The 23,761-nt window shown below is 61.6% G+C and carries 26 protein-coding genes; 11 read left to right on the top strand and 15 right to left on the bottom strand.

All coding sequences use genetic code 11. The features are described from left to right. Positions 1-189: 189 nt before the first annotated feature. The 10 genes from ACD578_RS07760 to ACD578_RS07715 form a co-directional block, all read right to left on the bottom strand. The gene (locus ACD578_RS07760; RefSeq protein ID WP_404292110.1) at positions 190-1,407 is read right to left on the bottom strand and encodes a tyrosine-type recombinase/integrase; all 1,218 of its coding nucleotides are present in this window, start codon (positions 1,405-1,407) and stop codon (positions 190-192) included. A 775-nt stretch (positions 1,408-2,182) separates the two neighbouring features. Then, the gene (locus ACD578_RS07755; protein ID WP_404292108.1) at positions 2,183-3,025 is read right to left on the bottom strand and encodes an endonuclease/exonuclease/phosphatase family protein; all 843 of its coding nucleotides are present in this window, start codon (positions 3,023-3,025) and stop codon (positions 2,183-2,185) included. Positions 3,026-3,039: 14 nt separating this feature from the next. Beyond that, complete coding sequence (locus ACD578_RS07750; protein ID WP_404292107.1) at positions 3,040-3,954, bottom strand: ABC transporter permease; 915 nt, start codon at positions 3,952-3,954, stop codon at positions 3,040-3,042. Further along, positions 3,951-4,784: an ABC transporter permease gene (locus ACD578_RS07745; protein ID WP_404292106.1), complete on the bottom strand. Its 834-nt coding sequence runs from the start codon at positions 4,782-4,784 to the stop codon at positions 3,951-3,953. The genes ACD578_RS07750 and ACD578_RS07745 overlap by 4 nt, the downstream gene beginning before the upstream one ends. 93 nt (positions 4,785-4,877) lie before the next feature. Continuing rightward, entirely contained in the window at positions 4,878-6,011 is a 1,134-nt protein-coding gene (locus ACD578_RS07740; RefSeq protein ID WP_404292104.1) for an extracellular solute-binding protein, read from the bottom strand. Then, a complete protein-coding gene (locus ACD578_RS07735) occupies positions 6,004-7,095 on the bottom strand; it encodes an ABC transporter ATP-binding protein (protein ID WP_404292103.1) in 1,092 nt (363 codons plus the stop codon). Before ACD578_RS07735 ends, ACD578_RS07740 begins: the two co-directional genes overlap by 8 nt. A gap of 247 nt (positions 7,096-7,342) precedes the next feature. Next, on the bottom strand, positions 7,343-7,993 hold the full coding sequence (locus tag ACD578_RS07730) for a hypothetical protein (protein ID WP_404292101.1): 651 nt from the start codon (positions 7,991-7,993) through the stop codon (positions 7,343-7,345). 178 nt (positions 7,994-8,171) lie between these two features. Next, positions 8,172-8,333, bottom strand: coding sequence for a hypothetical protein (locus ACD578_RS07725; protein WP_404292100.1), 162 nt, complete (start codon positions 8,331-8,333; stop codon positions 8,172-8,174). Positions 8,334-8,457: 124 nt separating this feature from the next. Continuing rightward, positions 8,458-9,093 (bottom strand): SGNH/GDSL hydrolase family protein, encoded by a 636-nt coding sequence (locus ACD578_RS07720; protein ID WP_404292099.1) that lies wholly within the window; start codon positions 9,091-9,093, stop codon positions 8,458-8,460. Then, positions 9,090-9,473 (bottom strand): response regulator, encoded by a 384-nt coding sequence (locus ACD578_RS07715; RefSeq protein WP_404292098.1) that lies wholly within the window; start codon positions 9,471-9,473, stop codon positions 9,090-9,092. The genes ACD578_RS07720 and ACD578_RS07715 overlap by 4 nt, the downstream gene beginning before the upstream one ends. A gap of 138 nt (positions 9,474-9,611) precedes the next feature. Between ACD578_RS07715 and ACD578_RS07710 the strand changes: the two genes are divergently transcribed. Then, positions 9,612-9,848: a hypothetical protein gene (locus ACD578_RS07710; protein WP_404292097.1), complete on the top strand. Its 237-nt coding sequence runs from the start codon at positions 9,612-9,614 to the stop codon at positions 9,846-9,848. 20 nt (positions 9,849-9,868) lie between these two features. Here ACD578_RS07710 and ACD578_RS07705 read toward each other — a convergent pair whose 3' ends face one another. Beyond that, positions 9,869-10,135, bottom strand: coding sequence for a hypothetical protein (locus ACD578_RS07705; protein ID WP_404292096.1), 267 nt, complete (start codon positions 10,133-10,135; stop codon positions 9,869-9,871). 142 nt (positions 10,136-10,277) lie between these two features. Between ACD578_RS07705 and ACD578_RS07700 the strand changes: the two genes are divergently transcribed. The 4 genes from ACD578_RS07700 to ACD578_RS07685 all read left to right on the top strand — a co-directional run bounded on the left by ACD578_RS07700 (position 10,278) and on the right by ACD578_RS07685 (position 12,946). Next, positions 10,278-10,652: an SPW repeat protein gene (locus ACD578_RS07700; protein ID WP_404292094.1), complete on the top strand. Its 375-nt coding sequence runs from the start codon at positions 10,278-10,280 to the stop codon at positions 10,650-10,652. 69 nt (positions 10,653-10,721) lie between these two features. Next, the gene (locus ACD578_RS07695) at positions 10,722-10,904 is read left to right on the top strand and encodes a hypothetical protein (protein ID WP_404292093.1); all 183 of its coding nucleotides are present in this window, start codon (positions 10,722-10,724) and stop codon (positions 10,902-10,904) included. 76 nt (positions 10,905-10,980) lie between these two features. Further along, positions 10,981-12,102 carry an FUSC family protein gene (locus tag ACD578_RS07690; protein ID WP_404292092.1) on the top strand — a complete coding sequence of 374 codons (1,122 nt, stop codon included), beginning with the start codon at positions 10,981-10,983 and terminating at the stop codon, positions 12,100-12,102. Positions 12,103-12,136: 34 nt separating this feature from the next. Further along, positions 12,137-12,946 carry an alpha/beta hydrolase gene (locus ACD578_RS07685; RefSeq protein WP_404292091.1) on the top strand — a complete coding sequence of 270 codons (810 nt, stop codon included), beginning with the start codon at positions 12,137-12,139 and terminating at the stop codon, positions 12,944-12,946. 4 nt (positions 12,947-12,950) lie between these two features. Here ACD578_RS07685 and ACD578_RS07680 read toward each other — a convergent pair whose 3' ends face one another. Together ACD578_RS07680 and ACD578_RS07675 are read right to left on the bottom strand one after the other, a co-directional pair. Then, positions 12,951-14,792, bottom strand: a complete 1,842-nt coding sequence (locus ACD578_RS07680; protein WP_404292090.1) for an adenine deaminase — start codon at positions 14,790-14,792, stop codon at positions 12,951-12,953. A 526-nt stretch (positions 14,793-15,318) separates the two neighbouring features. After that, positions 15,319-15,702: a response regulator gene (locus tag ACD578_RS07675; RefSeq protein WP_036351276.1), complete on the bottom strand. Its 384-nt coding sequence runs from the start codon at positions 15,700-15,702 to the stop codon at positions 15,319-15,321. Here ACD578_RS07675 and ACD578_RS07670 point away from each other — a divergent pair. After that, complete coding sequence (locus ACD578_RS07670) at positions 15,701-16,093, top strand: DUF3572 domain-containing protein (RefSeq protein WP_404292089.1); 393 nt, start codon at positions 15,701-15,703, stop codon at positions 16,091-16,093. The two genes, ACD578_RS07675 and ACD578_RS07670, sit on opposite strands and share 2 nt — an antisense overlap. 11 nt (positions 16,094-16,104) lie before the next feature. Further along, complete coding sequence (locus ACD578_RS07665; RefSeq protein ID WP_404292088.1) at positions 16,105-17,373, top strand: DNA polymerase IV; 1,269 nt, start codon at positions 16,105-16,107, stop codon at positions 17,371-17,373. Positions 17,374-17,383: 10 nt separating this feature from the next. Here ACD578_RS07665 and ACD578_RS07660 read toward each other — a convergent pair whose 3' ends face one another. Next, positions 17,384-18,223, bottom strand: coding sequence for a cell envelope integrity EipB family protein (locus ACD578_RS07660; protein WP_404292087.1), 840 nt, complete (start codon positions 18,221-18,223; stop codon positions 17,384-17,386). Positions 18,224-18,348: 125 nt separating this feature from the next. On the opposite strand from ACD578_RS07660, the gene ACD578_RS07655 reads away from it, so the two are divergent. From ACD578_RS07655 to ACD578_RS07645, 3 genes are all read left to right on the top strand, one after another. Continuing rightward, positions 18,349-18,819 (top strand): RidA family protein, encoded by a 471-nt coding sequence (locus ACD578_RS07655; RefSeq protein ID WP_152710326.1) that lies wholly within the window; start codon positions 18,349-18,351, stop codon positions 18,817-18,819. Beyond that, complete coding sequence (locus ACD578_RS07650; protein WP_404292086.1) at positions 18,816-19,568, top strand: glycerophosphodiester phosphodiesterase family protein; 753 nt, start codon at positions 18,816-18,818, stop codon at positions 19,566-19,568. Before ACD578_RS07655 ends, ACD578_RS07650 begins: the two co-directional genes overlap by 4 nt. A gap of 172 nt (positions 19,569-19,740) precedes the next feature. After that, a complete protein-coding gene (locus tag ACD578_RS07645) occupies positions 19,741-20,922 on the top strand; it encodes a GNAT family N-acetyltransferase (protein ID WP_404292085.1) in 1,182 nt (393 codons plus the stop codon). On the opposite strand, the gene ACD578_RS07640 is transcribed toward ACD578_RS07645, so the two are convergent. Continuing rightward, positions 20,919-21,494, bottom strand: coding sequence for an NADPH-dependent FMN reductase (locus ACD578_RS07640; protein WP_404292084.1), 576 nt, complete (start codon positions 21,492-21,494; stop codon positions 20,919-20,921). The two genes, ACD578_RS07645 and ACD578_RS07640, sit on opposite strands and share 4 nt — an antisense overlap. Before the next feature lie 256 nt (positions 21,495-21,750). On the opposite strand from ACD578_RS07640, the gene ACD578_RS07635 reads away from it, so the two are divergent. Continuing rightward, on the top strand, positions 21,751-23,712 hold the full coding sequence (locus ACD578_RS07635; RefSeq protein ID WP_404292083.1) for an HWE histidine kinase domain-containing protein: 1,962 nt from the start codon (positions 21,751-21,753) through the stop codon (positions 23,710-23,712). Positions 23,713-23,761 lie beyond the last annotated feature (49 nt).

The raw sequence follows: 23,761 nt of genomic DNA, 5'->3' as shown, positions 1-23,761 counted from the left end.
CATCGAGCTCGCCTTTGCAAGCCTTTCGGATGAAAGCCCGGAAAACACGACCGACGTTCTGCAGAATGGCTCAGGCTAGGCTGATGGATGACGTTTGTGATCTGCGGTGGCCGCCGGCCGACCGGCGAGGACGCCCCATCGATCATCCCGACGGTTTCCGAGGTCAGCCAAGGATGCTGTTTTGGTTCTTCATCGCTTTCTATCCGGCAAGGTGACAATGTTGTGCTGCCTGGCCGAGCCAGCGATTGCCTGGGCCACTTCGCTGTCCAGTGCCTCCAGCGCTCGCCGCTTCTGTGGGATATAGCTGTGGCGGTCATACACGGATCCCGTCACCGTGGCCTTTGTGGTGCTCGCGTGGTTCAAGACCCGACCGATCGTCATTTGATCGATCTCAAGGCGGCCCATCAGAGTGGCCGCGGTTCGGCGGAGATCATGGGGCGTCACAGCCTCTGTGAACAGTCCCTCCCGCAGCCCCTCCATGGCCTTAGCCAGATTTTGGGACGTGAGTTCTCGGCCACGGGGTGTGACGATCAGCGGCCCTGATGATCGGGCGTTTGATAAGCGGGTGACAATCGCGAGCGCCTGCCCTACCAGCGGCACCGTATGCTCGATCTTGTTCTTGGTCCGACCCGCCGGGATGGTCCATAGGGCCGATGCGAGATGAACCTCCTCGGCTCGAATCCCGGCACACTCCCCGGGGCGCTGCCCGGTCAGAAGGATGAGACGAAGCGTGTCCCGGAAGGCAGGCGACGCCCCTTCGGTGGCCTGCCAGAAGCGCCGGATCTCGTCGTCTGACAGCACCCGCTCCTTGGCAACCTCCTTCGTCCGTTTCCGCAGGCCCATCACGGGGTTGGTGGTGACAAGTCCTTCGGACAGCGCCCACGAGTACACGGACGAAATTGTGTTCTGCAACCGGTTCGCCAAGACTGGAGCCCGAATTGCCACTTTGTCGAGCAGATCGGCGATATCCGTCCGGTGCACGGCATCGGCGCGCCGGTCCCCGAGAACCGGGACGACGTCGCGCCGGAGCACCGCTTCGTAATCCCGCCACGACCGAAGCTTGGGCTTGGCGTAGCGCTCCATAAACCGTTCAATCAAGCCAGTAACGGTTAGAGCCTCGCGATGGGCTTTCCGCTCCAGCAGGGGATCACCCCCATCCTGCACCTGCCGCCGCAGCGCCAGCGCTTTCTCGCGCGCCGCCGCCAGGGACCACGTTGGGTAGTCGCCGATTGTGTAGCGCCGCTGCCGTGGGCTGCCTTTCGGGCGATAGACGAAACTCCAGGACTTGGTGCCAGGAGTGATCCGCAGGCAGAGCCCCCGTGCCTTAGCATCGTAGACGAGCAGGCGTTGGCTAGGGGCGGCCCGGAGGGACCGAACCTCGATATCAGTCAGGGGTCGTGCAGGCATGGGTCCAGTGCATTCGTGAAGTCGGTTCGTAAATCCGGGTCACACCGGGGTCACAAAAATCTGGCACTGTGTGAATAAATGCGCAACAGGCTGAAACACTAAATGACTGACAAATAAGGGTTATGTAACAAGCTGCAACCAGCTGAAACCCGACTTCACGGTTGCCAAGATTAAGTAATCCACTTACATCTAAGCCTTTGGACTTATTACGAAAACCGCCTCCTCATTGAGGCGGTTTTTTCGTTTGGGCCAACGCGAAAATGCGGTTTGTCTGGAGAAATTGGGCCCCTCTAGAACCGATACCGGCAGCAAGGGCAGTCTCTTATCTCATCCCTAGCTCCTAGGAGCTGCGGGTCAGGTAAACGAGATCCCGAGCCAGAGCGTGATAAACGCGAGGGAGCTGGCAACGATGGCCCACTCTGCCACTGTCAGTCTGCTCGAATTGGTCGATGACTTGCCTTGGGTCACAGTAAGCCCCCTTTTTATATGTCGAGGGGCGGACCAAGCTCTTCGGAGCCCTCGATCAAACTCGTTTCACGGTACGGCGAAGTGCACATCGCAGATGTGCTGGGCAACACATTCGGATCAAAGCTCGCTGTAATCGCGAGCAGAGCACCGGTCGGCATCAGCGACACTTCGGCCGACAGAAGGCAGCTGGCGGCGGGGGCGGCTGAAGTTGTTCAGAATGAGAGAGGGCCGCGCGCCAGTCTCTCAAGACTTTGCCCATCACAGCAACCCAGTGCAGGCCTGCCAGGCCTGCACCTTCGCCGGGGGCTCACAGATCAAGCTCCAGCAGCACAGGTTGGTGATCTGACGCCTGTGTCGTTTGGTTATAATCGACCCGGCTGATCCTGGACCCGAGATCTTCGGTCACGAACATGAAGTCACAGCAATGCGGGGGCCCGTCCGACTGGTCGAAGAGGCGGAACGAGGTCGGGTGCGGCCTCGCTCCATGGGCGACCTGCCATGCATCGAGAAGAGGAGGCACCTCATTGTCGAAAGGCTCCGAGATCCGCTGCTTCACCGGATCGTCCGGACGCATGTTGAAATCGCCAGTCAGCACGGCCGACGCCGAGGTGGGGAACAGAGCATAGGTGCCGGGACCGTCCTCGCGGGGCATGGCAACGCGCTCACAGGCCGTGCGATGGGCTTCGCGGATGCCCTCGACCTGCGCCCGCCTCAGCTTGTCGGCTGAGTATTCCAGATGCGTGGTTATGACCCGAAGTGGTCCCGAGGGCCCTTCGAGGACCGCCTCCAGCAGGAGACGCGGCATGTTGCGGGTGGAAGCGGCCTCCCACGGCAGGGTGTATCGCAGCACCTGCGCCACCGGCAGGCGGGACAGGATCATGTTGCCGAAGCGGCGGCGCCCCCCTGCCCCATCCGGAACATCGAGTGCAACGCCCTCGACGGCCGTGAAAGCCGGCAGGAGCCGTGCCAGTTCAGCGAACTGGTTCGCTCCCCCATTGCCCTTGAGATCGGAAAAATTGTCCGAGACCTCCTGCAGACAGAGCACATCGAAATCCGCGATGGCGTGCGCCTCGTCCACGATCCGCGGGAGATCGACGGTCCCGTCGATGCCCAAGCCCCATTGAATGTTCCAGGTAATGATTCTGAGCATGCCGTTCCAACGCCTTACTGGCCGACCTTACTCAGCACGTCGGCTTTCAGGAAGCGCTCGATGACGATCATGAACACGACAGACGGCACGAGCAGGATGAGGGCCGTGATGGAAGCGATCTGATAATTGCCGCCCATGCTCGCGTTGTAGAGAAGGAGCGGGAGCGTCGTCACCTGAGGTACGCCGACGAAGAAGGTGCCGGTGAATTCATCGAGCGATTCCAGGAAAACGAAAATTGCGCTCGCCATGATGCCGGGGGCCGCGAGCGGCAATGTCACGGTGAAGAAGGTCCGCAGCGGCGAGGCTCCGATATTGCGCGCGGCGAGTTCGAGATCCCGGTCGATGGCCGCGAAGGCCGCGGCTGCGATCCAGACCGAATAGACGAGGCCATGGGCCGCGTGAACCAGCACGACGCCGGTGATCGTTCCAGTGAGTCCGATGCTGTAGAAGACCCGCGCCACGTTGATGTAGATCGCCACCGACGGGAAGGCCTGGGGCAACAGGAACAGAATCATCAGAGCCGTGCGCCAGGGCAGCTTGAGACGGGCCAGGGCATAGCCTGCCGGGACTGAAATGGCGAGCGCCACCATGACAGTCAGGCAGGCGATGGCAACGCTTGTCATCAGCGATGTCATGGCGTCGCCCGTGGGGCGGAAGACCACCTCCCAGTAGCGCATGCCGTAGGAAACAGGGAGCTTGAACGGGGTATACCACCGCTCCGCGACCGACCACAGGGCGAGATTGGCCAGAGGCCCGAAGAGAAGGAAGGCAAAGACTGCAAGGCCTAGGATCTTGAGACTTGTCGAGCCCAGGGCCCAGACCCTAGCGGCGGCGACGGATGATCCCGACTTGCGCGAAACAGCTTGGGATTTGCCGGATCCGGCAAGCGGCTCCGCATTTGCGGGTGAGAGGTGGAGGCGCCCGCTCATGCCTGCACCTCGCGCTTGACGCTGTGGCGAAGATAGATCCACGCGACAGTTCCGGCGATGGCATAGGATATGACGCCAAGCGCGTTGGCCGTGGCGTAATCGCCATAGGAGTTGATGCGGAACGCCATGTCCACGGTAAGCATGGTGGGCTGCGAGCCCGCAACCATCATCGGCACGGAAAGAACGGACAGCATGGTGACGAAGGAAAGGACGAGGCCGACGAGGAGCGTCTGCGCCACCTGCGGCAGCACGAGTTCGATCAGCACCCGTACCCGCGAAGCGCCGAGATTACGTCCTGCCTCGATGGTGGCGCGGTCGATGGAAGCCATGGCTCCGGCGAGCATCAGCGTCACGAAAGGCACCTGCTTCCACACGAAGGTGATGATGATGCCACGCCAGTCGAGGAAGCTCGTGGCCTGGATCGGCTCCATCACCCCGAGTGCCACAAAGGTATTGTTCATGAGGCCGTTCTTCGCCAGGAAGGTCCTCATGCACTGCGCCGCGACGATGAAGGGAATGAAGAGCGGCCAGCGATAGAGCGCGCGCAGCGCTGCAACCAGCCAGGGTGTTTCGCCGAGCGTGAGAATTCCCGATATCGCGATCGAGAACAGGCCGGTCAGGAGCGTCGAAACGACGACGATGAACAGCGTGAAAAGAATGTCGGTCGAGTAGAGCTCGTAAGCCTTCTGGAAGTGCATGAGCGACAGGCCGCCTCCCGGCTCTGTGAACGCCGCAGCGAGCGAGAACCCAAGGGGATAGAGAAACAGCGCGCCGATCATCGCGAGTGCCGGTGCGATGAGCAGAAGGCCGAAGAACGAAGGTCTCGCCATGATCTGGAACTGTCCCGGTCCCGCTGGAACGCCTTGAGGCCGATGAGGCGCAGGCGGCCTGCCACACAGGCCGCCCACATTCTGACCGATGACCTAGTTGGCCACCTTCTTCTCGTAGGTTTCGAGAATGTCGTTGAAGTACGGTCCGATTGGGAACGGCTTGCCGTTCGCCGCGAGCGTTTCCGGCGGGATGTCGGCGAAGAGCTGGTTCCAGGCCGCCTGATCGAGCTTGCCTTCCAGGTTCTTGGCATCGATGCCCGGATACCAGTTGAAGCGCTTCACGATGCCTTCCGCCTGCACGTCCGGACTCGTCGCAAGGGCGATGAACTCCGCGGCGAGCTTGTCCTGCGCCGTCTTGGACGGAATGGCGTAGTACATCGGCTGTCCGGGCATGCCGGGCGAAACAAGCTTCAGCCGCATGGTCGGCGGAAGCTTTCCATCAGCCTTCCAGGTATAGAACATGTCCACCCAGACCGGACCCATGGCGATCTCGCCGCGATTGAGCATGTCGAGCGTGCCGGCGTTGCCGGGTGTGATGACGACGTTCTGGTTGAAATCCTTCAGATCGGCCATCGCCTTGTCCCAGGTCGCCTTCGTAGCGGCATCGTAAGGCCCCTTTTCGAGCCTCGCCGCATCGCCGCCGAAAGCGGAAATCCACCCGGTGACGAACGCGACGCCGGACATGCCGCCCTTGATGCCGTTATAGCCGAATTGCTTCGGGTTCTTCTTCACCCAATCGCGCAGCTCGGCGTAATTGTTGGGCGGATTCTTGATGAGATCCGGATTGTAAGCGATCGCCGTCTGCGAATGGAACATGGGCATGACGTAGCCGGAGACGTCGGTGCCGAGCGCATTCGTCGCGGATTCGCGCGTGACCAGGCTGCCGGTCGGGAGAGCGTCCCGGTACTTCTTGATCAGCCCATCCTGAACCATGGTGCCCGCAGCCTTCTGGTGGATGACCACCACGTCGAAATCCGCTGCGGCCGCCGCCTTTTTCTGCGCATCGAGCTTCTCGAAGATCTTTTGCGATCCGCCATCGCCCGGTCCGGTGCCGACGGCCACCACCTTCACGCCCGGGTGGCTCTTTTCGAAGAGCGGCCCGAGATAGTCCTTGATGTAATCGACCATGTTCTGATCGCCGGCAGTCGCAACGTTGAGCGTCTGTGCACTTGCCGCACTGCTCATGAGAAGGGCTGCAAGTCCCGCAGCCAGTAAGCTTTTACGCATGGTGTCCTCCCGTAGTCTGGGTTTTGGGAAACAGGTGCAACGCCGCCAGCGGCAGGCGCAGGCCTACCGGGCGGTCGAGCTCGTGATAGCGATCGTCCGTCACAGTGAAGTGACGGTCGCCAATGGCGACCACGTACCTGTAGTGTCCTCCGGGATACGTTCTCTGCGTGATTTTTCCCGGAAGGACGATCGAGCCGTCGATCCGGGCACGCGGATCGTCGAGCGAAGCGATATCGTCGCGAAAATAGGCGGTTACGGGCCCGACGGGCACGTCTCCGCCAAATGCTGTCGTCGTGCCGTCGTCGACCCTGACCTCGACACCGGCACCGGATGGGCGGACATCCAGGTCGAGGGTGTTCTCCGCCCCCATGAAGCTGGCCACGAAGGGTGAATTCGGATGGTCGTAAACCTCCTTCGGGGACCCGACCTGCGCGATCCGTCCGGCATCCATCACGACGATCCGGTCGGCCATGGTCATGGCCTCTTCGCGGTCGTGCGTGACATGGATCGCCGTGAAGCCGAGGCGGTTCTGAAGAGATTTGATTTCCGATCGAAGCTGGATGCGCACCTTGGCGTCCAGATTGGATAGCGGCTCGTCGAGAAGCAGGATTGCCGGCTCGATGGCCAGAGCCCGCCCCAAGGCCACGCGCTGGCGCTGACCTCCCGACAGATTCGTCACCTTTCGATCCTCGAGGCCGGACATGTTCAGCATCTTCAGCACACTGGCGACGCGGGCGCGGATCTCCTCTCTCGGGATGCCCCGCAAGCGAAGGCCATAGCCGACGTTGCCGAGGACGGTCATATGCGGCCAGAGAGCATAGGACTGGAACATCATGGCCATGCCACGTTTTTCCGGCGGCGTGTTCACCACATCCCGGCCAAACAGGCGGATCGCTCCGCCAGCAGCCTTCTGAAATCCGGCAATGGTCCGCAGTAATGTGGTCTTCCCGCAGCCGGACGAGCCCAGAATGGCTATGAACTCGCCGGGCGCGACTGAAAGGCTGACCCCATGGAGCACCCGCTGACTGCCATAGCTGACCTGAAGGTGATCGACATCGATCGCGGCCAAGACAGAACTGTCCACGTCTAAGTATCCTCCCGAACGCGCTTTTCCGCGTCTCTTATCGAGGGAGAAGATCACATTTAAATGTCAGTGGGAAGTGTACCCTATCGTCACTCGCGTCCCTCCGAATCTCCTGCCCATATTCAAGCTGGGCCAGATAGATCGCACTGGGTCAACGATGGCCCATCAAATGAAAACCGCCCCTCTTCGGGCGGTTTTTTGGTCGTCCCAGGATAAAGGCAGCCCCGACGGGGCCACCTTCGACGTTTCAGCGATAAACACCCTCGATCCTGCGGATCTGCCTGACATCGCGCCGGCCGATGGAGCCTGTTGTCACCACGTCCCGACGAACGGCTCGCACCGCGCGGCCGCCGTCTCGATAAACGACTCGCGTTACGGTCCGAGGCTGGCGATAGACGACCCGGGTCCTGTAGACCGGCTCGCGGTAGACGACACGGGTCCGATAAACCGGGGCGGGCTGGTACACGACCCGAGTGACGGGAGCCGAGTAGTAGCCGTAGGATCGGTAGTCATTGCCGTAGGATGGGTAGCCGTAGGACGGATAATTATAAGCCGCTGGATAACTGTTGCCGTATCGGTACCCGTAAGCTGGATAGCCGCCATACGGGTAACCGTAACCATAGCCGGGATAGCCATAAGCGGGAGTGGCTGCGGCGGTGATCAGACCGCCCAGCACGGCGCCGCCGATCAGGCCGGCCGCGAGCGCACCGCCACCGCCCCAACCGCCACGACGGTAGTAGGAGGGATAGTAGCCGCCACGCCAACCACCACCACGCCAACCACCGCCGTGCCAACCACCGCCGTGCCAACCACCGCCGCGCCATCGCTGGGCTTCGGCAGAACCGATGCTCGCGACGGTGATCGCGGCCACACCTGCCAATAACGCTAGCTTTTTCATGACCGACCTCATGAGAAGTGGCAAATACCCTTCAATAATAAATCAATTCGGAAGCCTGAGTTTTGGTTCGCAGCTTGGCCGATCAACGCGCTTCTTTCTTCATTAAATTCAATGATTTCTGAACAAATTGTCAGAAACTCTTGCAGTTTCTGCGCAGAGAGGCTCGCGCAGCGAAACACTAGGTTGCAGTTCGGGAGCAAGTGATCCGGTTCGTGGCCTCGCGCCATGCCGCCTCGCGCCGCTTGGCCAGGGCAAGATCCTGCCCGTGCTCGAAGGCGACAGGATCGAGGAAGACGGCCAGATCTTCGATCCGTCGAGTCAGAACATCGTGTCGTTGCATCTTGTACCCTCACCGTGAACATCGTTTTCCGAAGCGGACGGAAAGAACGATCCGGCCTGGGCGGAGTTCCGGACTCTGCCGACCTTCGGCGGATGCGAAGGGGCTCTCGTGGAGCGCTATCCCCTCAACGCGCATAAACCTGAGAGCGCGGAAAGATCGTGTTTCCCGCCACGACCTGAGTGATCACGCCAGCGATCTTGTCGCCCCCCTTCGCGGAGGGTTCGATAGGGTTCGCGTAGTCGTCGGGCTCGTCGCAGATCAGGCGAAGGTCGATGAGGTGAAGCCGGCGGGTGAAGGCCTCGCGGGTAACGACATCGTTGAAGATCGACAGGGCCGTCACGACGAGACGCTGCTCCTGCGGGTCAGGGAAGCGCGCGTCGTAGATCGTGCAGAGCGCCGTCGGGAGCCGCCGCTCCAGGATAGCATCCAGCATGGCGCGATAGTTGCGAGCGAATTCGTCACGCACGTCTGCGAATTTCGTAATCACCTCCGCGACGGAACGGGCCTGCTCGCGCAGGATGCCGCTGTTGCGCAGGGCATCGTTGCCGCCGACGCTCAGGACCAGGTGGCTGGCATCGGAGGGCGTTCGCGACAGCTGATGTGCGACCCCGGTCGTGACGGCTCCATCGACGGCGCAAAGGGTCGCCCTCCAGCCTAGGGGCAGCTTGGCCCGGACCTGCGCCACCACGTCGGGCTCGCCGCGACGGACATAGGCGCCATTGTCGAAAATGCTGTCGCCGAGGAGAACCACGTGAGTCATGAGCCTCTCCCGATCAGCCGGTTCAAGGTTGGAACGAGGTGGGTCGACAGGTAGGGCTTGGCGATGAACTCACCACCTTCCGGTATGGGGCCAGATGTTGCATCCGAATGGCCCGAAACCATTACAACCGCCAGATCGGGCCAGCGCTTGCGCGCTATTCCCGCCAGTTCGAACCCATCCAACTTTCCAGGAACATGAGAATCGACCACGAGACCCTGGGCGGCGGAGGTCTTCTCGAGAAGTTTGAGGGCTTCGTCCGTGTCGGCGGCCTCCACAACCTCGAAAGAGGCCCCCCGCAGGTGGTTGGCAATGGCTTGGCGGATGGTCGGCTCCTCGTCCACGAGCACGATCACCGGGGATTGCTGCTGTATTGAAGGCACCCGTGCTCGTCCAGGGATAAAAGGCGTGCCGGCACAACTTGGCGTGAGCAGCCCTTGTTCCGGACGATCCGTCTGAGGAACGCCGCATTCCTGGCAGATGTTGATTCACAAGCCCGTAAGCGGGCCGAGGAGGATCAGATGCTGGAAACATTCAAAGTAACCGCACTGACGATGCTGCTGATGGCGTGGAGCGCCATCGCCCTGGCACAGACATCCCCAGGTGGGACGCCAGGAGGCGGGGCAGCCCCGCCAGCCGGAACCACGACTGACGCCGCGGGCGAGGGAATGGACTGGCTTTGGATCATTGCCCTGATCGCGGTGGTCGCCGTCGTGCTCTTCTACTTCCTTCGGCGAGGCCGCAGCACCCGGATCTGAAGACTACGTCCCTTCAGCGGTCAGGCCGATGGCGGGTCCCTGTCGGTCTGAAAGAAAGACGTGAAGTTTTCCAGCCAAGACGCCAGCCACAGCTCCAGAGCTGTCTTGGCTGCCTGTTCCGTTGGTCCATAGCCCCAGGCATCCTCCTGCAGAGGCGTCGACCAGATCCAGAATCTGTTGCTGCCGTCGTAAGCCACGCTCCCCACCTCGACGGGGCCGACGAAACCGACATGACGGTTGAGGGGTACTCCGGCCACCTGATCCTGCTGCCACTGAATCCTGCTCATCCACCATTCTGCCATTTTGGCTGCCCCAGCCGTGCGAACTAGCGCGGCCTTCCCGTCCCACAACCCACATCATGCAGCGCAAGGAACCTGACCCAGCTGAGCAACGTTGGCGCAAACGCGATACCGCATGAGGGACGTCGTCATGCGCATTCTTCCCACCAGCCTACATGGTGTGATCGATTATCTCTGGGGCATGGCGCTTCTCTCAACCCCGTGGCTCTTCGGCTTCACGGATGTGCCGGCGGCGAAATGGACGGCTGTGATCTTCGGCCTAGGCGCAATCCTGTATTCCGCTCTCACGGCTTATGAGCTTGGCCTCATCAAAATCCTACCGATGTCCCTGCACTTGATCCTTGATGGGCTCGGCGGGATTGTGCTCGCGGCCTCTCCTTTCCTGTTCGGATTCTCTGATCGGGTCTATTGGCCACATGTTCTCTTCGGACTCTTTTCGGTTGCGGCAAGCCTCGTCACCCGTATGGAAACAATGCTGCCGACGGGTCGCCGAGAACCCGCCTGAAGACCCAGAATGCTTGATTGACCAAGGCTTCCGAGAGGCGCAGCATCAGGGTCCTCAAGGGAGGCGCCCATGTTCGAACAGGCCGTCCAAGTAAGTGAGGCGTTCCGCGAAAGTGCACATCAGATGCAAGGATCGCTTCATATGGCGCTGAAAGGCTGCCCCGAATGCCGGACGACGCAGATGATCGCGTCCCCCGCTCTCGGCATCTGCGATGATTGCGGATCGAGCCTAGTCGTGCTGCCGCGCGAGTAAGGCACGACGAAACGGATCGTCTTTCCCGTAGCGGGACCTGCGAACCGCCCTCTATGCTCTGCGTCCGGAGAATCGCATGGCATCGTCTGGGTGGATCGAACGGATACGTGGCCGCATCGGAGCACGTTCTGCGGAATTGAAGCTGGCGCTGCGGGTCACCATCGCCGGCACCCTTGCCTATTCCGTCACGAAGATCCTCGATCTGCCACAGGGCTACTGGGCCGTGATTACGGCCGTCGTCGTGATGCAGGCAAGCGTCGGCGGTTCGCTCAAGGCCGCGGTCGAGCGGTTCAGCGGAACCCTGACCGGGGCGATTTATGGCGGTCTGATCGCAGCCTTCGTTCCTCACAGTTCACCCTTGAATTTGGGGTTCGCCATGGTCGTGGCCTTGTTTCCCTTGGCGCTTCTGGCAGCGGTGAAGCCGGCATTTCGGGTCGCGCCCATTACCTCGCTCATCATGCTTCTGCCGCCTACCGGACAAGCCATAGGCCCCCTCGCCTCCGCTTTCGATCGGGTGCTGGAGATCACGCTCGGCAATATCGTCGGCGTTGTCGTCTCTGTCTTTATCCTGCCTGCGCGGGCGCATACCCTGATGACCGATGCTGCAGCCAAGGTCGTGTCCCTCAATGCCGAGCTGTTCTCCGTCTTCATCGAGGAACTGACGGCTGGCCCGCAAGGCCGCTCGGCGCTGCAGAAGCTCCATCCCCAGATCCGGTCCGCCCTGAAGAAGGCTGAGGCGGCTGCCGAGGAAGCGACACGGGAAAGAAAGAGCCATCTGACCGAAGCCCCCGATCCGGAGCCGCTCATCCGCACGCTCTACCGGGTGCGGCATGATCTGGTGATGATCGGCCGCGCGGCCTCCACTCCCCTGCCTGCTCCGGTTCGGGATAGGCTCGGCCATTCGCTCATCGCCCTGCATGAGACGACCCGCGCACTGCTCCTCGAGCTCGCGCAGGCACTCCAGCATCGCAAGGCTCCTCCGGAGCCCTATGCTTTTCAGGAAGCCTTGAACGCCTTCAGCGGCGAGGCGGAAGCGTTCAGATCGGAGGCTCTCATGCGTGAGCTGCCTGGAAAAGCCTTCGGACAGGTCTTCGCTCTCGGATTCGCCTTCGAGCAGTTCAGACTGGACTTAAGCGATCTTTTGCTCCGCACCGAGGATCTGACCTTGGAGCGCGCCCACAGGCCTGCGGAAAGTTGAACCGCTCATGGATCGAAAATGCAGGTCAGCATCAATGTGGCTTCTCTCCCTCGTCCTCGGCATCGCGCTTCTCTACGCAGGCTTGGTGCTGATTGCAGCCCTGCTCCAGACGAAGATGCTTTTTCCGGTGCAAATGGCGGCTGCAAACCGACCGTTGCTGCCACCTTCAGCTGAACGGCTTGAGATAACGGCACCTGACGGCAATCGACTTATCGGCGTGCGGCTCGGGGCTCCATCAAATCCGAAGTCCCCCCTCCTCGGCTTCGGCGGCAACGCCTGGAATGCAGACTCCATGGCGCTTTATCTCCATAGCCTCTTTCCGGACCACGAAGTGATCGCCTTCCATTACCGAGGCTATGCGCCGAGCGGCGGCGAGCCAAGCGCAAAGGCTCTGTTCGCGGATGCATTGACGATCTTTGACCACCTCCAACAGGGCCGCTCACATCCCGTCATTGCAATAGGCTTCAGCATCGGCAGCGGCGTGGCATCCCATGTGGCGCGCCATCGTCCCGTGAACGGGCTGATCCTCGTCACGCCATTCGATTCCTTGAAGGCGTTAGCGAGAGAACACTTCTCCTGGGCTCCGACGGGACTGCTCCTGCGCCATCATATGCCTGTCATCGATCTGATGAAGGAGCAGTGGACTCCCACCGCAATGATAGTCGCTGGCCGTGACACCATCGTTCCGGCGCGGCGCAGCGCCCTCCTGCGGAGCGCCATTCCCAATCTCGTTCTCGATCGAACGATTACGGATGCAGGCCACAACGATCTCTACGATCATCCGGCCTTCGTGTCCGCGATGCGCGAAGCGGTGGCGATATTCGAGGCTACAGCTCCGCGCTGAGCGCTCACTCCTCGTAGAGCGGCACCAGCTCCATCTCCGGCACGAGCACCAGGCCCTTGTCGGTGATGCGGATCTCGGGAATGACCGAAAGCGGGATGAGGTTGAAGCCCATATAGGGGATTTTGCAGCCCGCCCTTTCCCATGCGGCCTTCAGGGTGCGGGTCTCCTCGGCCACTTCCGTCACGCGCTTGTCGGAGAGAAGCCCCGCAATGGGAAGCGGCACCATGGCGATGACCTTGCCCTGATCCACCACGCAGACACCGCCTTGCGCTTCGATGATGGCATCGAGGGCCACCTGCATATCGCCCTCGTTCGTCCCCGCCACGATCAGGTTGTGGGAATCGTGCCCGACGCTGCTCGCGACCGCTCCGCTCTTCAGGCCGAAATCCTTGAGCAACCCATGGGCGATACCGGCCCCTTTCGTGCGGCCGTGGCGTTCGATGACCGACACGAAGGTGAGATCGTTCTTGGCGAGCAGCGCATCCCAATCCTTCTCGGGCTGGAGTTGCACCTTATCATGGAAGAGCACGATGCCCGGCAATGCGACGCGGATCACATTGGCTTCGCAGGCTGATGTGGGCAGTTCCGGGATCAGCTTCGGCCGCTTCGAGACATGGACCGTGCTGTACGCCTGCGCGGGATAGCGATAGGGGTTGGAGAGTGCCTGATCGAGCACCGGCGTGATCTTTTTGTTTTCGACCACGAGCTCGCCACCATACCAGGTGTTCTGCACCTCGAGCGCGTCGTTGAGCAGCACCACGTCCGCACGGCGTCCGCCCCCCAGGCCGCCGATCTCTCCCTCCATACCAAAGCGCGTGGCCGGGTGGAGCGACCCCATGCTCCAGGCCTGCTCGCGGCTCATGCCCGCGCGGCGGGCTTCACGCGTCACCCAATCCATGCCGAACATCATCAGGTCGTCGGCATCGCGGTCGTCGGTGCAGACGCAGATGCGCTTGTGCGAAGAACCCAGTTCCGTGATGGTCTTGATAGCCTCGGGCAGCGAATGCCACGGCGTCGTGGGTGGGCCGCCGCGCAGGAAGATCCACACGCCCGCATCGAGCAGATCGTCGGCGATGTCGCGGTCGATGGCTTCATGCGTATCAGTGACGCCGCTTGCCGCATAGGCGGCCACGAACTCGCGTCCGTAGAGGTGGCCGGAGACCGGCTTGCCGCGCTCCAAGGCCGCCGCGAGGATCGCGTGGCTGCGCTCGTCGCCCATGGTGACAGGCACGAAATCCATCTTCTCGCCGAGGGCCGCCGCCTCGGGCCAGCGGTCGAAAAGAGCCGCGATCTTGTCCGGCGTAAGATCGCCGCCCGCCGTTTCCAGTTCCGGCGAGGTGGCGGGCACCGTGCTCGGCACGGTAAGGTAGATGGAGAGCGGCGCGTGGCGCGCGTCCTCCAGCATCATCTCGATACCGGCGGCATCCATCACGTTGCCGATCTCGTGGCTGTCGCAGAAAATCGTTGTGGTGCCATTGAGCAGCGCTGCCTCCGCATAGGCGCACGCTGTGATCATGCTGCTCTCGATATGGATGTGCGGATCGACCAGACCCGGCGCAATGATGCCGCCCTTCGCGTCATATACCCGGCCCGGCGCGCCACTCACCTGGCGATGCGCACCCGCAGGCTTCACGGCCGCGATGCGTCCGCCTGCGATCCAGACCTCCCGCTCCGGCGCAATGCGCTCGCTGTAGGTCGAAAGCACACGGGCGCCCGTAATCACGAGATCGGCGGGAGCCCGACCCGAGGCGACATCCGCGAGGCGCCGGGTCATGGTCGACAGGGGAGCCACGGAAAAGCGGGTCAGCGCCGTCGTGGGCGGCAGCGAAGGTGTGCGATGGTCCATGGTCCCTCATCCCGTTTGGACGATATTGCCCCAGGGTAGCAGGACGGAACGGGAACTGCATCTCGGATCGGCCGGGAGAAGAACCTTCCCCAACGGAAAGTTTTCTTATTATTAAGCCTGGATAAAATAGGGAACTATGCCGATTCAGCACGGGGCCCAGACGGCTTGTCAAAACTTATGAATAGCGGTCCGGAAAACAAAAGGCGCCTTTCGGCGCCTTGAGTTGGAAAACATAATAAAGAAGTGGTGGCCAGCTGGGGACAGCGTTGAGGAGGCAACGATCTGCCCCCAGGCTGGCCGAGCCCCCGAACTCCCAGGAGATGCGGCGGACCTGAGCATCCGTAGGGCATTACGTCCGCTCTAAGGCGGAGACTTGGGCTGAAACGTATAGGAAACATGGAGCGATGCAAGCACCCATGTGGCCAAAAAGCGGCATTTTCCAAAAAAACTTAAAGCCAAGTCATCTCAAAGAGATGACTCGTTCTCTTGAAGCTTCTGCTTGGGTCATGCCTTGAATTCGGCCCAGTTAGGACGGCTTGCCGTCGGCCTCCAGATAAGTTTTCACGGTCGCAATAAACTTGGAAACCGAGATCGGCTTGGACATATAGGCCTCGCAGCCCCCTTCCCTGATCCGTTCCTCGTCGCCTTTCATGGCGAAAGCCGTGATGGCAATCACGGGAATCGACTTCAGCTCGTCATCGGCCTTGAGCCAGCGTGTCACTTCGAGGCCGGAGACCTCGGGCAGCTGGATATCCATGAGGATCAGGTCCGGCTTGTGAGCCCGGGCCAGCTCCATGGCCTCGATGCCATGGCTGGTCTTCAAGGTCGCATAGCCGTGAGCCTCGAGGAGATCGTTGAAGAGTTTCATGTTGAGTTCGTTATCCTCAACGATGAGCACAGTCTTCTTCATGGCCGTTATCCCCGGGGCTCCAGATGTACTTCACCGGCCCAATGGTTCATTTGATGGTATAGTTACGTCCAAACCTATTGATGAAATGCAAATTGACAGAATGAACACTCCCTTAAAAAGAGTTACCCGCGAGGAGGCCGAAAATGTCGCACTCGGCGCTTTTTCGTTCCTTACGGGCGACGAGGAGCGCCTGAGTCGGTTCCTGGCGGTCTCCGGCCTGCGCCCCGACACCATCCGCTCGGCCGCCTCATCTCCTGGTTTCTTCGCCGGGATCCTCGACTATGTCGTATCCGACGAGCCGCTGCTGATCGCGCTTGCCAAGGAGCTGAACACCAAGCCGGAACACATAATGCAGGCCCATTGGACCCTCTCCCCGTCCGAGTTCGAATAGCCCTGCCGCCCATGAGCGACGCTCCTTTCTGCCGTGACTGTCTGACGCTTTCAGCCAACCCTCTGGCGGAGCGGTGCTCGGCTTGCGGGTCCCCCCGTCTTTTGCGGCACAAGGAGCGCGACAGCCTCTCCATCGCCCATGTCGATTGCGACGCCTTCTTCGCGGCGGTGGAAAAACGGGACGATCCGAGCCTTGCCGACAAGCCGGTGGTCATCGGCGGTGGCAAGCGCGGGGTTGTCTCGACCGCCTGCTATGTCGCGCGCACCTACGGCGTGCGCTCGGCGATGCCCATGTTCCAGGCGCTCAAGCTCTGCCCCCACGCCACGGTGATCAAGCCCAACGGGGAGAAGTACAGCAAGGCCGGGCGCGACGTGCGCCAGCTCATGCGGGAGCTGACCCCGCTGGTGGAGCCCGTCTCCATCGACGAGGCCTTTCTCGACCTGACGGGAACGGAGCGGCTGCATCACGGTAGCCCTGCCCTAACCCTCGCCCGCTTCGCCCGTAAGGTGGAAAAGGAGATCGGGATCAGCATCTCCGTCGGGCTCTCCTACAACAAGTTTCTGGCCAAGATCGCCTCCGACCTCCAGAAGCCCCGCGGTTTTTCCATCATCGGACGCGAGGAAGCCGCCGATTTCCTTGCCGACAAACCGGTCGGGATCATTCCCGGGATCGGCACCTCAGCGCAGAGCAGGCTCGCCAAGGTCGGCGTGACGCAGATCGCGCATCTTCGCGACGTGCCGCTAAGGACCCTGTTCGAGGCCCTCGGCCGCGACTCTCAGCGCCTGTCTCGGCTGGCTTGGGGCGAGGATAGCAGGTCGGTCACGCCGGAACGCGAGACGAAGAGCATCTCGGCGGAAACGACCTTCGAGACGGATCTGCGCTCCTTCGAGGATCTGGAGCCGATCCTATGGCGGCTCTCGGAAAAGGTTTCCCGCCGCCTCAAGGCTGCCGGCCTTGCCGGGCAGAGCGTGACCCTGAAGCTGAAGGACAAGGATTTTCGGCTCCTCACGCGAACCCGGTCGGGCTTCGCCCCGACCCAGCTCGCCGCCCGGCTGTTCGATCCGGCGCGGCAACTCCTGAAGGCTGCCTGCGACGGCACCGCCTTTCGCCTCATCGGCATCGGCGCGGCCGACCTCTGCGACGCCGCCGATGCGGACAAGGGCGATCTCGCGGATCAGAGCGTGGTGCGCCAAGCTCACATGGAAGCCGCCATCGACAAGCTCCGCGACAAGTTCGGCGCCAACGCCGTTCAGAAGGGAATCGTGCTGCGCAAGCCGTAGAGTGCGAGCCCTAGCGCTGACAGGGGCTCGGCGCCTGCACGTCCAGGCTCTTCAGGTCGCCCTTCAAGGCGAAGTCCCCATAATCGAGCTTGAGGGCGCGGCTGACCCCGTTCTCGTAGAGCTCGAAGGAGATCGTATAGACCGGCATCCGGTCAGCCTTGCCTTCCTCGAAGTAGCTGATGGTGATGGGCCAGCGTGGGACCGAGGCGAGCTTTTCGCCCTGGGCAACATCCTCGAGAGAGGCTGTCGCTGCGCCTGCCTCGATCTTGCGGCCGATCAGGCCCAGGGTGTCGTAAACCTTGTCGCCCTTGTTGGAACCGTCATAGACCTTCACGGAGAGAGTGCTGTCCCCCCGGCGCCCCGCCTCGATCAGGCGCTTCAGGTGCTCAGTCGGGAACACCGTCTCGCCCGCGGCCTCGAACGCCTTTCTCTTCGGTTGCTTCAGATCGACGTTGAGGCTTCCCTGGGGCGTGAGCTTGGCGTCGCCATCGACCTCGCCGTCCTTGATCATGCCCTGCCGAAGCGATGTCGACTTGAAATGCATGGAGCGGCCGTCGCCTGTCTCATAGGTTGCGGTCTGGATGTCGAGGGTGTTGGATCCCGACTCGCTGCTGTTGAGGATGGTGACCTGCCGGTATTTGAGGGTGTAGCCGTCGCAGGCATCACCGCCGAATTCCATGGCGATGCGCCCCCTTGCGTTCTCGACTCCGTTGGACTCGCCGGCCCGCAGGAGCGAAAGGTCGTAGACCGCTCTGTGAGGCACGAGTTGAACTGCAGGCTTTGGCGTTTGCGCGAAAGCCGGCGCCAGTAAGGCGATGGACAAGCCAGAGGCTACAACTAGGAACCGCATATCTTCTCCCGATCCGAAGGCAGCCAAGATAGGATCCTCCTGCGGACAGGGCAATGTTCTCGCTTGCGTCCTTACGGCTCATCCGCCACTACTCCGTCCGAATGATGTCACGGAACGAGGCTTCCATGAGCGCGGTCGACAAAAAACTTCAGGAATTGGATATCACTCTCCCGACGCCGGCTGCACCGGTTGCGAATTATGTCCCATTCGTCCGGACCGGAAACCTGATCGTCATCTCCGGGCAGCTCTGCCTCGGCCTCGACGGCAAGCTGGCCGATGCCCACAAGGGCAAACTCGGCGCGGAAATCTCGCCCGAGGTCGGCCAGGAGGCCGCACGCCTTTGCGCCATCAATCTGCTCGCCCAGCTCAAGGCCGCCGTCGGCGATCTGGACAAGGTCACCCGCTGCGTCCGCCTCGGCGGCTTCATCAATGCGGTGCCGACCTTCGCGGCCCTTGCCCCCGTCATGAACGGCGCCTCCGACCTGATGGTCGAGGTCCTGGGCGACGCAGGGCGCCATGCCCGTTCCACCATCGGCGTCGCGGAACTGCCCCTCGATGCCTGTGTCGAAGTCGAAGGAATGTTTGAAATCAAATGAGCACCCCGAGCTGGCTTGTCGCGAAGCCCATCGCCCATCGCGGCCTCCACAACAAAGCCGAAGGCATCATCGAGAACACGATCTCGGCCGCGGAAGCCGCCATCGCGCGCGGTTTTCCGATCGAACTCGACGTTCAGCTGACCGCCGACAACGAGGCCATCGTCTTTCACGATTTCGAGCTGGACCGTCTCACGGGCGATACCGGCCTCGTAGTCGAGCGGAAACTCTCTGCTCTAACCGGGATCGGCATCTCAGGCGCCACGGGCGGAGACAAGATTCCATCCTTCAAGGACTATCTTGCCAAGATCGCCGGACGCACGCCCCTGGTCGTCGAGATCAAGAGCAAGTTCAACGGCGACATGCGGCTGACGAAGCGGGTCATCGAGACCCTGGCCGATTACAACGGCCCGTTCGTAGTGAAGTCGTTCGACCCGGATATCGTCGCCTATCTTCGCGAAAATGCGCCGAGCATCACGCGCGGGTTCATCGGAGAGCTGGAATACGCCTCCAAGTCCGACAGCTTCCTAAGCTCTGAGCAGAAGCACCGGATGGCGAACCTGCTGCATTTTTCCGAGACGCAGCCGCACTTCCTGTCCTGGCGCGTCAAGGATATCCCCTGTGCCTCGACCCATCTCAGCCGGATCCTGGGCAACCTGCCCGTCATGACCTGGACGGTGCGCAATCCTGAGGATCGCGCCAAGGCCGAAAAGCATGCGGACCAGATGGTGTTCGAGGGCTTTCTGCCCTAGAGCACCGGACCCGAAAGTGGACACCGCTTTTAGGGTTGGTCCGATGCACCTCTTCTTGAAGAGCACATCGCACGGAAGACCGGCGCCACTTTTCCGCACGATGTGCCAACAGTTGCAAGGATCTCGCTGAGTGATTAGCTCTTAATCCCCGACGGCGAGATCCTTCCACCCAGTGACATTCCAAGTCAAAATTGCCCAAGGTCTCAAGGCGGTTCCTGCCGCCGACTGGGATGCCTGCGCGATCGGCTCGGGCTCGGGCGACGACGATCCGTTCAACCCGTTCGTGTCTCATGCCTTTCTCTCCGCGCTGGAGGATTCCGGCTGCGTCGGGGGCAAGACCGGCTGGGCGCCGGTTCATATTCTCGTCGAGGACGAGGCTGAAAAACTTCTGGGTGCGGCCCCCTGCTACCTCAAGTCCCATTCCATGGGCGAGTACGTGTTCGACCATTCCTGGGCGGACGCCTATACCCGCGCGGGCGGGCGCTATTATCCCAAACTCCAGGTCGCGGTTCCGTTCACGCCGGTCACGGGCCCTCGCCTCATCGTTCCAGATGGGCCTCGATCAGCCGAAATACGCTCCTATCTGATCGCTGGTCTGAGAGCCCTGAGAGATCAGACGGGCGCCTCCTCCATTCATGCCACCTTCTTGCAGGAAGCGGATCTCAAGGCGCTGACCGCGGAGAAGTTCCTGCAGCGGGACGACCAGCAGTTCCACTGGTTCAATGACAACTATGGCAGTTTCGAAGACTTCCTGGCTGCCCTCGCCTCACGCAAGCGCAAGGCGATCCGGCGCGAGCGGCGCGATGCCCTGGCACACGGCATTTCCATCGAGTGGGTGACCGGAGGCGATATCACCGAGGCGCATTGGGATGCCTTCTTCGCGTTCTACATGGACACGGGCTCGCGCAAATGGGGCCGTCCCTACCTCAATCGCCGCTTCTTCTCCCTCGTCGGTGAACGTATGGCCGACCGGGTCCTGCTCGTCATGGCCAAGCGCAACGGGCGCTATATCGCGGGTGCCATCAACTTCATCGGCGACAAGCGACTCTATGGACGCAACTGGGGATGCATCGAGGATCATCCCTTCCTGCATTTCGAGGTCTGCTATTACCAGGCTGTCGAATTCGCGATCACCCGCGGGCTCGCCCGGGTCGAAGCCGGAGCTCAGGGAGAGCACAAGTTGGCACGCGGCTACAGGCCCGTGATCACGGCCTCCGCCCATGATATCGCCGATCCTTCGCTGCGCCGAGCGGTGCAGGATTATCTGGATCAAGAGCGTCTCTACGTATCGGAGGCTGCGGAAGAGCTGTCGGAAGCGACCCCGTTCCGGCACCGGGACGAAGATCAGGATTAGGGCGCAGATGCGTTTTGCCGTGCAGCCCGAACGTAGGCGGTGAAGCCTTCGAGATATTTTCGCAGCTGCTCCTCGATCTTCTGATCGGCGAATGTGCCGTCCTGGTTGAAGACCGCCTGCGCGCGCGAGACCATCAGGCGACCGCCGGCCCAGAAATCGGCTCTTAGTGTTCGCAGGACTGGAAGCCATGCATTCTGGGACAGAATTGTGCCGAAGCCGCCCGGCGACGCGCCGATGACAGCCACTGGCTTGCTGCCGAAGACGCGCCTGATGTCCGAGTCCGGTCGGGAGAGCCAGTCGATGGCGTTCTTGAATACGCCAGGGATGGAGTTGTTGTATTCCGGCGTGACGAGAAGCAACCCGTCCGCAGCGGCGATGACCTCCTTCAGCTCCCTCACCCGCTCGGGAATCCCTTCATTGACTTCGACATCGCCGTCGTAGAGCGGAATTCCGCGGATGGTTTCGACGACGAGCTCCCCATTCTCGGGCATCAGGCCTGCCGCGTTCCGCAGCAATGCGGAGTTGTACGAGGCTTGACGCAGGCTTCCCGAAATACCGATCAGTTTCGTCACATCGACCTCATCGCCTATCAGAAGCTCATCCCGCAAGTGAGCAACGAATTTGCGAGGCTAGGATTCGGAGCAGATCAAGTCAAACCGCTCCAAAAGAATACTTCCTCAGCCCAAAGTCGCGTCAACAAGCCCCAAGCTGCGCCCTAGACAATGCGCGACATTGGTTCATATGTGGACTATGCGTCTGCGCCCACCCGCCGAACTCCTCACCATCCATGAACATTAACGACAGCTGCATCTCACGAGAGCACACCTGATGCAGGAACGCGTGAAGCTTCAGCCCGATTTCCTTGCGGAAGGCGGGATCATGGGCGAACGCACTCGCCATCACGATTGGTCGGCCACGCCGGTCGGCCCGATCGAGACATGGCCGCATTCTCTGCGCACGGCCGTCGGTATCATGCTCCACTCCAAGTTCCCGACCTACATGCTGTGGGGCCGAGAACTGACGAGCTTCTACAACGATGCCTATGCATCGATCCTGGGATCTAAGCCGGAGGCCCTCGGTCGACCCTTTCGGGAAGTCTGGGCCGAGGCTTGGGACACGGTTGGCCCGATTGCCGAAAAGGCTCTTCTCGGACAGGCAAGCTACTTCGAAGACCTGCCCATCACTGTCGAGCGCAACGGCTACCCCGAGCAAACGTGGTGGACCTTCTCCTACAGCCCTATCCACGATGAGGCAGGTCATGTCGGCGGCATCCTCTGCATCGTCCATGACACCACCGCAAAGGTTCTGAGCGAACGTAGACTCGAGTTTCTCGTTCGCCTGAGTGATCGCCTACGCGCTATGCACGAGCCCATCGAGGTGATCGCGGCGGCACAGGCGATGCTGGGAGAGCATCTCAAGACGAGTCGCGTCGGCTATGGGGAGGTCGAGGAGACGGCTCGTTATTTCACCACTGACCGCAATTGGACCGACGGCACGGTCGCGCACAGGACCGGCACCCATGACCTCGCGGCGTTCGGCCCAGAGATCCATGACGCCCTCAAGCGGGGTGAAACACTCGTGGTCCATGATGCGGCCGCCGATCCGCGCACCGATTCGCCGGAGCACCTAGCCGCCTTTGCCTTTCTTGAGTTCTCCGCCGTCGTCACCGTGAGTCTGATCAAGCGCGGACGCATGGTCGCAGCCCTCTACGTTCACAACCGCGAGCCGCGCCTCTGGAGCCCGGGCGAAGTCAAGCTCATCGAGGATGTGGCCGAGCGGACATGGGATGCCGTCGAGAGGCTGCGGTCGGAAGCCGCCTTGCGCAAGAGCGAGGAGCGCCTTCAACTCGCCCTTGCGGCATCGAGTGTCGTCGGAACCTGGGACTGGGATATCCAGTCCGATCTCGTATATGCGGATGAGCGTTTCGCAGTCCTCTACGGCGTCGATTCCGAATTCGCCGCAGCGGGAGCGCCCATCGCCAGCTTCGTGAATGGCATTTATCCCGACGACCGCGATCGGATAAAGGAACAGATCCAACAGGCGGTTGAGACGGGTGCTCCCTTGGCCGCTGAGTACCGCACGATCGATAAATACGGGCAGATCCGTTGGGTCTTCGCGCAGGGACGCTGCTATCACGCAGCTGGTCAGCCGGTCAGGCTTCCCGGTATCGCCGTCGACATCACGGAAAGAAAGAAGGCCGAGGAGCACCACGAGCTTCTGATCAATGAGTTGAACCACCGGGTGAAGAACACCCTGGCCACCGTTCAGTCCATTGCCTCTCAGACCCTCCGTAACGCAGACACCACGGAAGCGGCCCGCTCGGCCATGGAGGCGCGCCTGCTCGCCCTGTCCCGTGCCCATGACGTGCTCACGCGGGAGAACTGGGAAGGAGCCGGTCTGATCGAGATTGTGCGGGAGGCCATGGCTCCCTATCGTCACGAACGCGAGAACCGCCTGCACATGGAGGGTCCGGACGTCCGCCTATCGCCGCGCATGGCGCTGGCCGTCGCCATGGCCCTGCAGGAACTGGCCACCAATGCCGTGAAATACGGCGCCCTCTCAAATGCCAACGGCGAGGTTCGGGTTACCTGGTCGGTCGAGCGGAAGGGCGAAAAGCGCCTGCATCTCACCTGGTCCGAAACGAACGGTCCCAGGGTCGAGCCCCCCAAGCGCCGCGGCTTCGGCACCCGCCTTATCCAGCGCAGCCTGGCGCAGGATCTGAACGGCGAGGCGCAGATCACATTCGCTCCGGCCGGGATCATCTGTAGGGTCGACGCTCCCGTAACGTGAGCCGCCAACTAAAAAGCCACATCGGCATGGGATCCGATGTGGCTTGATA

Source organism: Microvirga sp. RSM25, from assembly GCF_044784385.1.
In the GTDB taxonomy this organism is placed as follows: Bacteria; Pseudomonadota; Alphaproteobacteria; order Rhizobiales; family Beijerinckiaceae; genus Microvirga; species Microvirga tunisiensis.
This window is presented reverse-complemented; position numbering and strand designations above follow the sequence as displayed.

Excerpts from the sequence above, each read along its gene's own strand:
- ACD578_RS07685 (WP_404292091.1), top strand. The coding sequence starts at position 12,137 with ATGTGGCTTCTCTCCCTCGTCCTCGGCATCGCGCTTCTCTACGCAGGC.
- ACD578_RS07700 (WP_404292094.1), top strand. The coding sequence starts at position 10,278 with ATGCGCATTCTTCCCACCAGCCTACATGGTGTGATCGATTATCTCTGG.
- ACD578_RS07635 (WP_404292083.1), top strand. The coding sequence starts at position 21,751 with ATGCAGGAACGCGTGAAGCTTCAGCCCGATTTCCTTGCGGAAGGCGGG.
- ACD578_RS07720 (WP_404292099.1), bottom strand. The coding sequence starts at position 9,093 with ATGACTCACGTGGTTCTCCTCGGCGACAGCATTTTCGACAATGGCGCC.
- ACD578_RS07695 (WP_404292093.1), top strand. The coding sequence starts at position 10,722 with ATGTTCGAACAGGCCGTCCAAGTAAGTGAGGCGTTCCGCGAAAGTGCA.
- ACD578_RS07675 (WP_036351276.1), bottom strand. The coding sequence starts at position 15,702 with ATGAAGAAGACTGTGCTCATCGTTGAGGATAACGAACTCAACATGAAA.
- ACD578_RS07660 (WP_404292087.1), bottom strand. The coding sequence starts at position 18,223 with ATGCGGTTCCTAGTTGTAGCCTCTGGCTTGTCCATCGCCTTACTGGCG.
- ACD578_RS07710 (WP_404292097.1), top strand. The coding sequence starts at position 9,612 with ATGCTGGAAACATTCAAAGTAACCGCACTGACGATGCTGCTGATGGCG.
- ACD578_RS07725 (WP_404292100.1), bottom strand. The coding sequence starts at position 8,333 with ATGCAACGACACGATGTTCTGACTCGACGGATCGAAGATCTGGCCGTC.
- ACD578_RS07670 (WP_404292089.1), top strand. The coding sequence starts at position 15,701 with ATGGCCGTTATCCCCGGGGCTCCAGATGTACTTCACCGGCCCAATGGT.
- ACD578_RS07705 (WP_404292096.1), bottom strand. The coding sequence starts at position 10,135 with ATGAGCAGGATTCAGTGGCAGCAGGATCAGGTGGCCGGAGTACCCCTC.
- ACD578_RS07650 (WP_404292086.1), top strand. The coding sequence starts at position 18,816 with ATGAGCACCCCGAGCTGGCTTGTCGCGAAGCCCATCGCCCATCGCGGC.
- ACD578_RS07655 (WP_152710326.1), top strand. The coding sequence starts at position 18,349 with ATGAGCGCGGTCGACAAAAAACTTCAGGAATTGGATATCACTCTCCCG.
- ACD578_RS07740 (WP_404292104.1), bottom strand. The coding sequence starts at position 6,011 with ATGCGTAAAAGCTTACTGGCTGCGGGACTTGCAGCCCTTCTCATGAGC.
- ACD578_RS07730 (WP_404292101.1), bottom strand. The coding sequence starts at position 7,993 with ATGAAAAAGCTAGCGTTATTGGCAGGTGTGGCCGCGATCACCGTCGCG.
- ACD578_RS07745 (WP_404292106.1), bottom strand. The coding sequence starts at position 4,784 with ATGGCGAGACCTTCGTTCTTCGGCCTTCTGCTCATCGCACCGGCACTC.
- ACD578_RS07750 (WP_404292107.1), bottom strand. The coding sequence starts at position 3,954 with ATGAGCGGGCGCCTCCACCTCTCACCCGCAAATGCGGAGCCGCTTGCC.
- ACD578_RS07755 (WP_404292108.1), bottom strand. The coding sequence starts at position 3,025 with ATGCTCAGAATCATTACCTGGAACATTCAATGGGGCTTGGGCATCGAC.
- ACD578_RS07760 (WP_404292110.1), bottom strand. The coding sequence starts at position 1,407 with ATGCCTGCACGACCCCTGACTGATATCGAGGTTCGGTCCCTCCGGGCC.
- ACD578_RS07690 (WP_404292092.1), top strand. The coding sequence starts at position 10,981 with ATGGCATCGTCTGGGTGGATCGAACGGATACGTGGCCGCATCGGAGCA.
- ACD578_RS07680 (WP_404292090.1), bottom strand. The coding sequence starts at position 14,792 with ATGGACCATCGCACACCTTCGCTGCCGCCCACGACGGCGCTGACCCGC.
- ACD578_RS07665 (WP_404292088.1), top strand. The coding sequence starts at position 16,105 with ATGAGCGACGCTCCTTTCTGCCGTGACTGTCTGACGCTTTCAGCCAAC.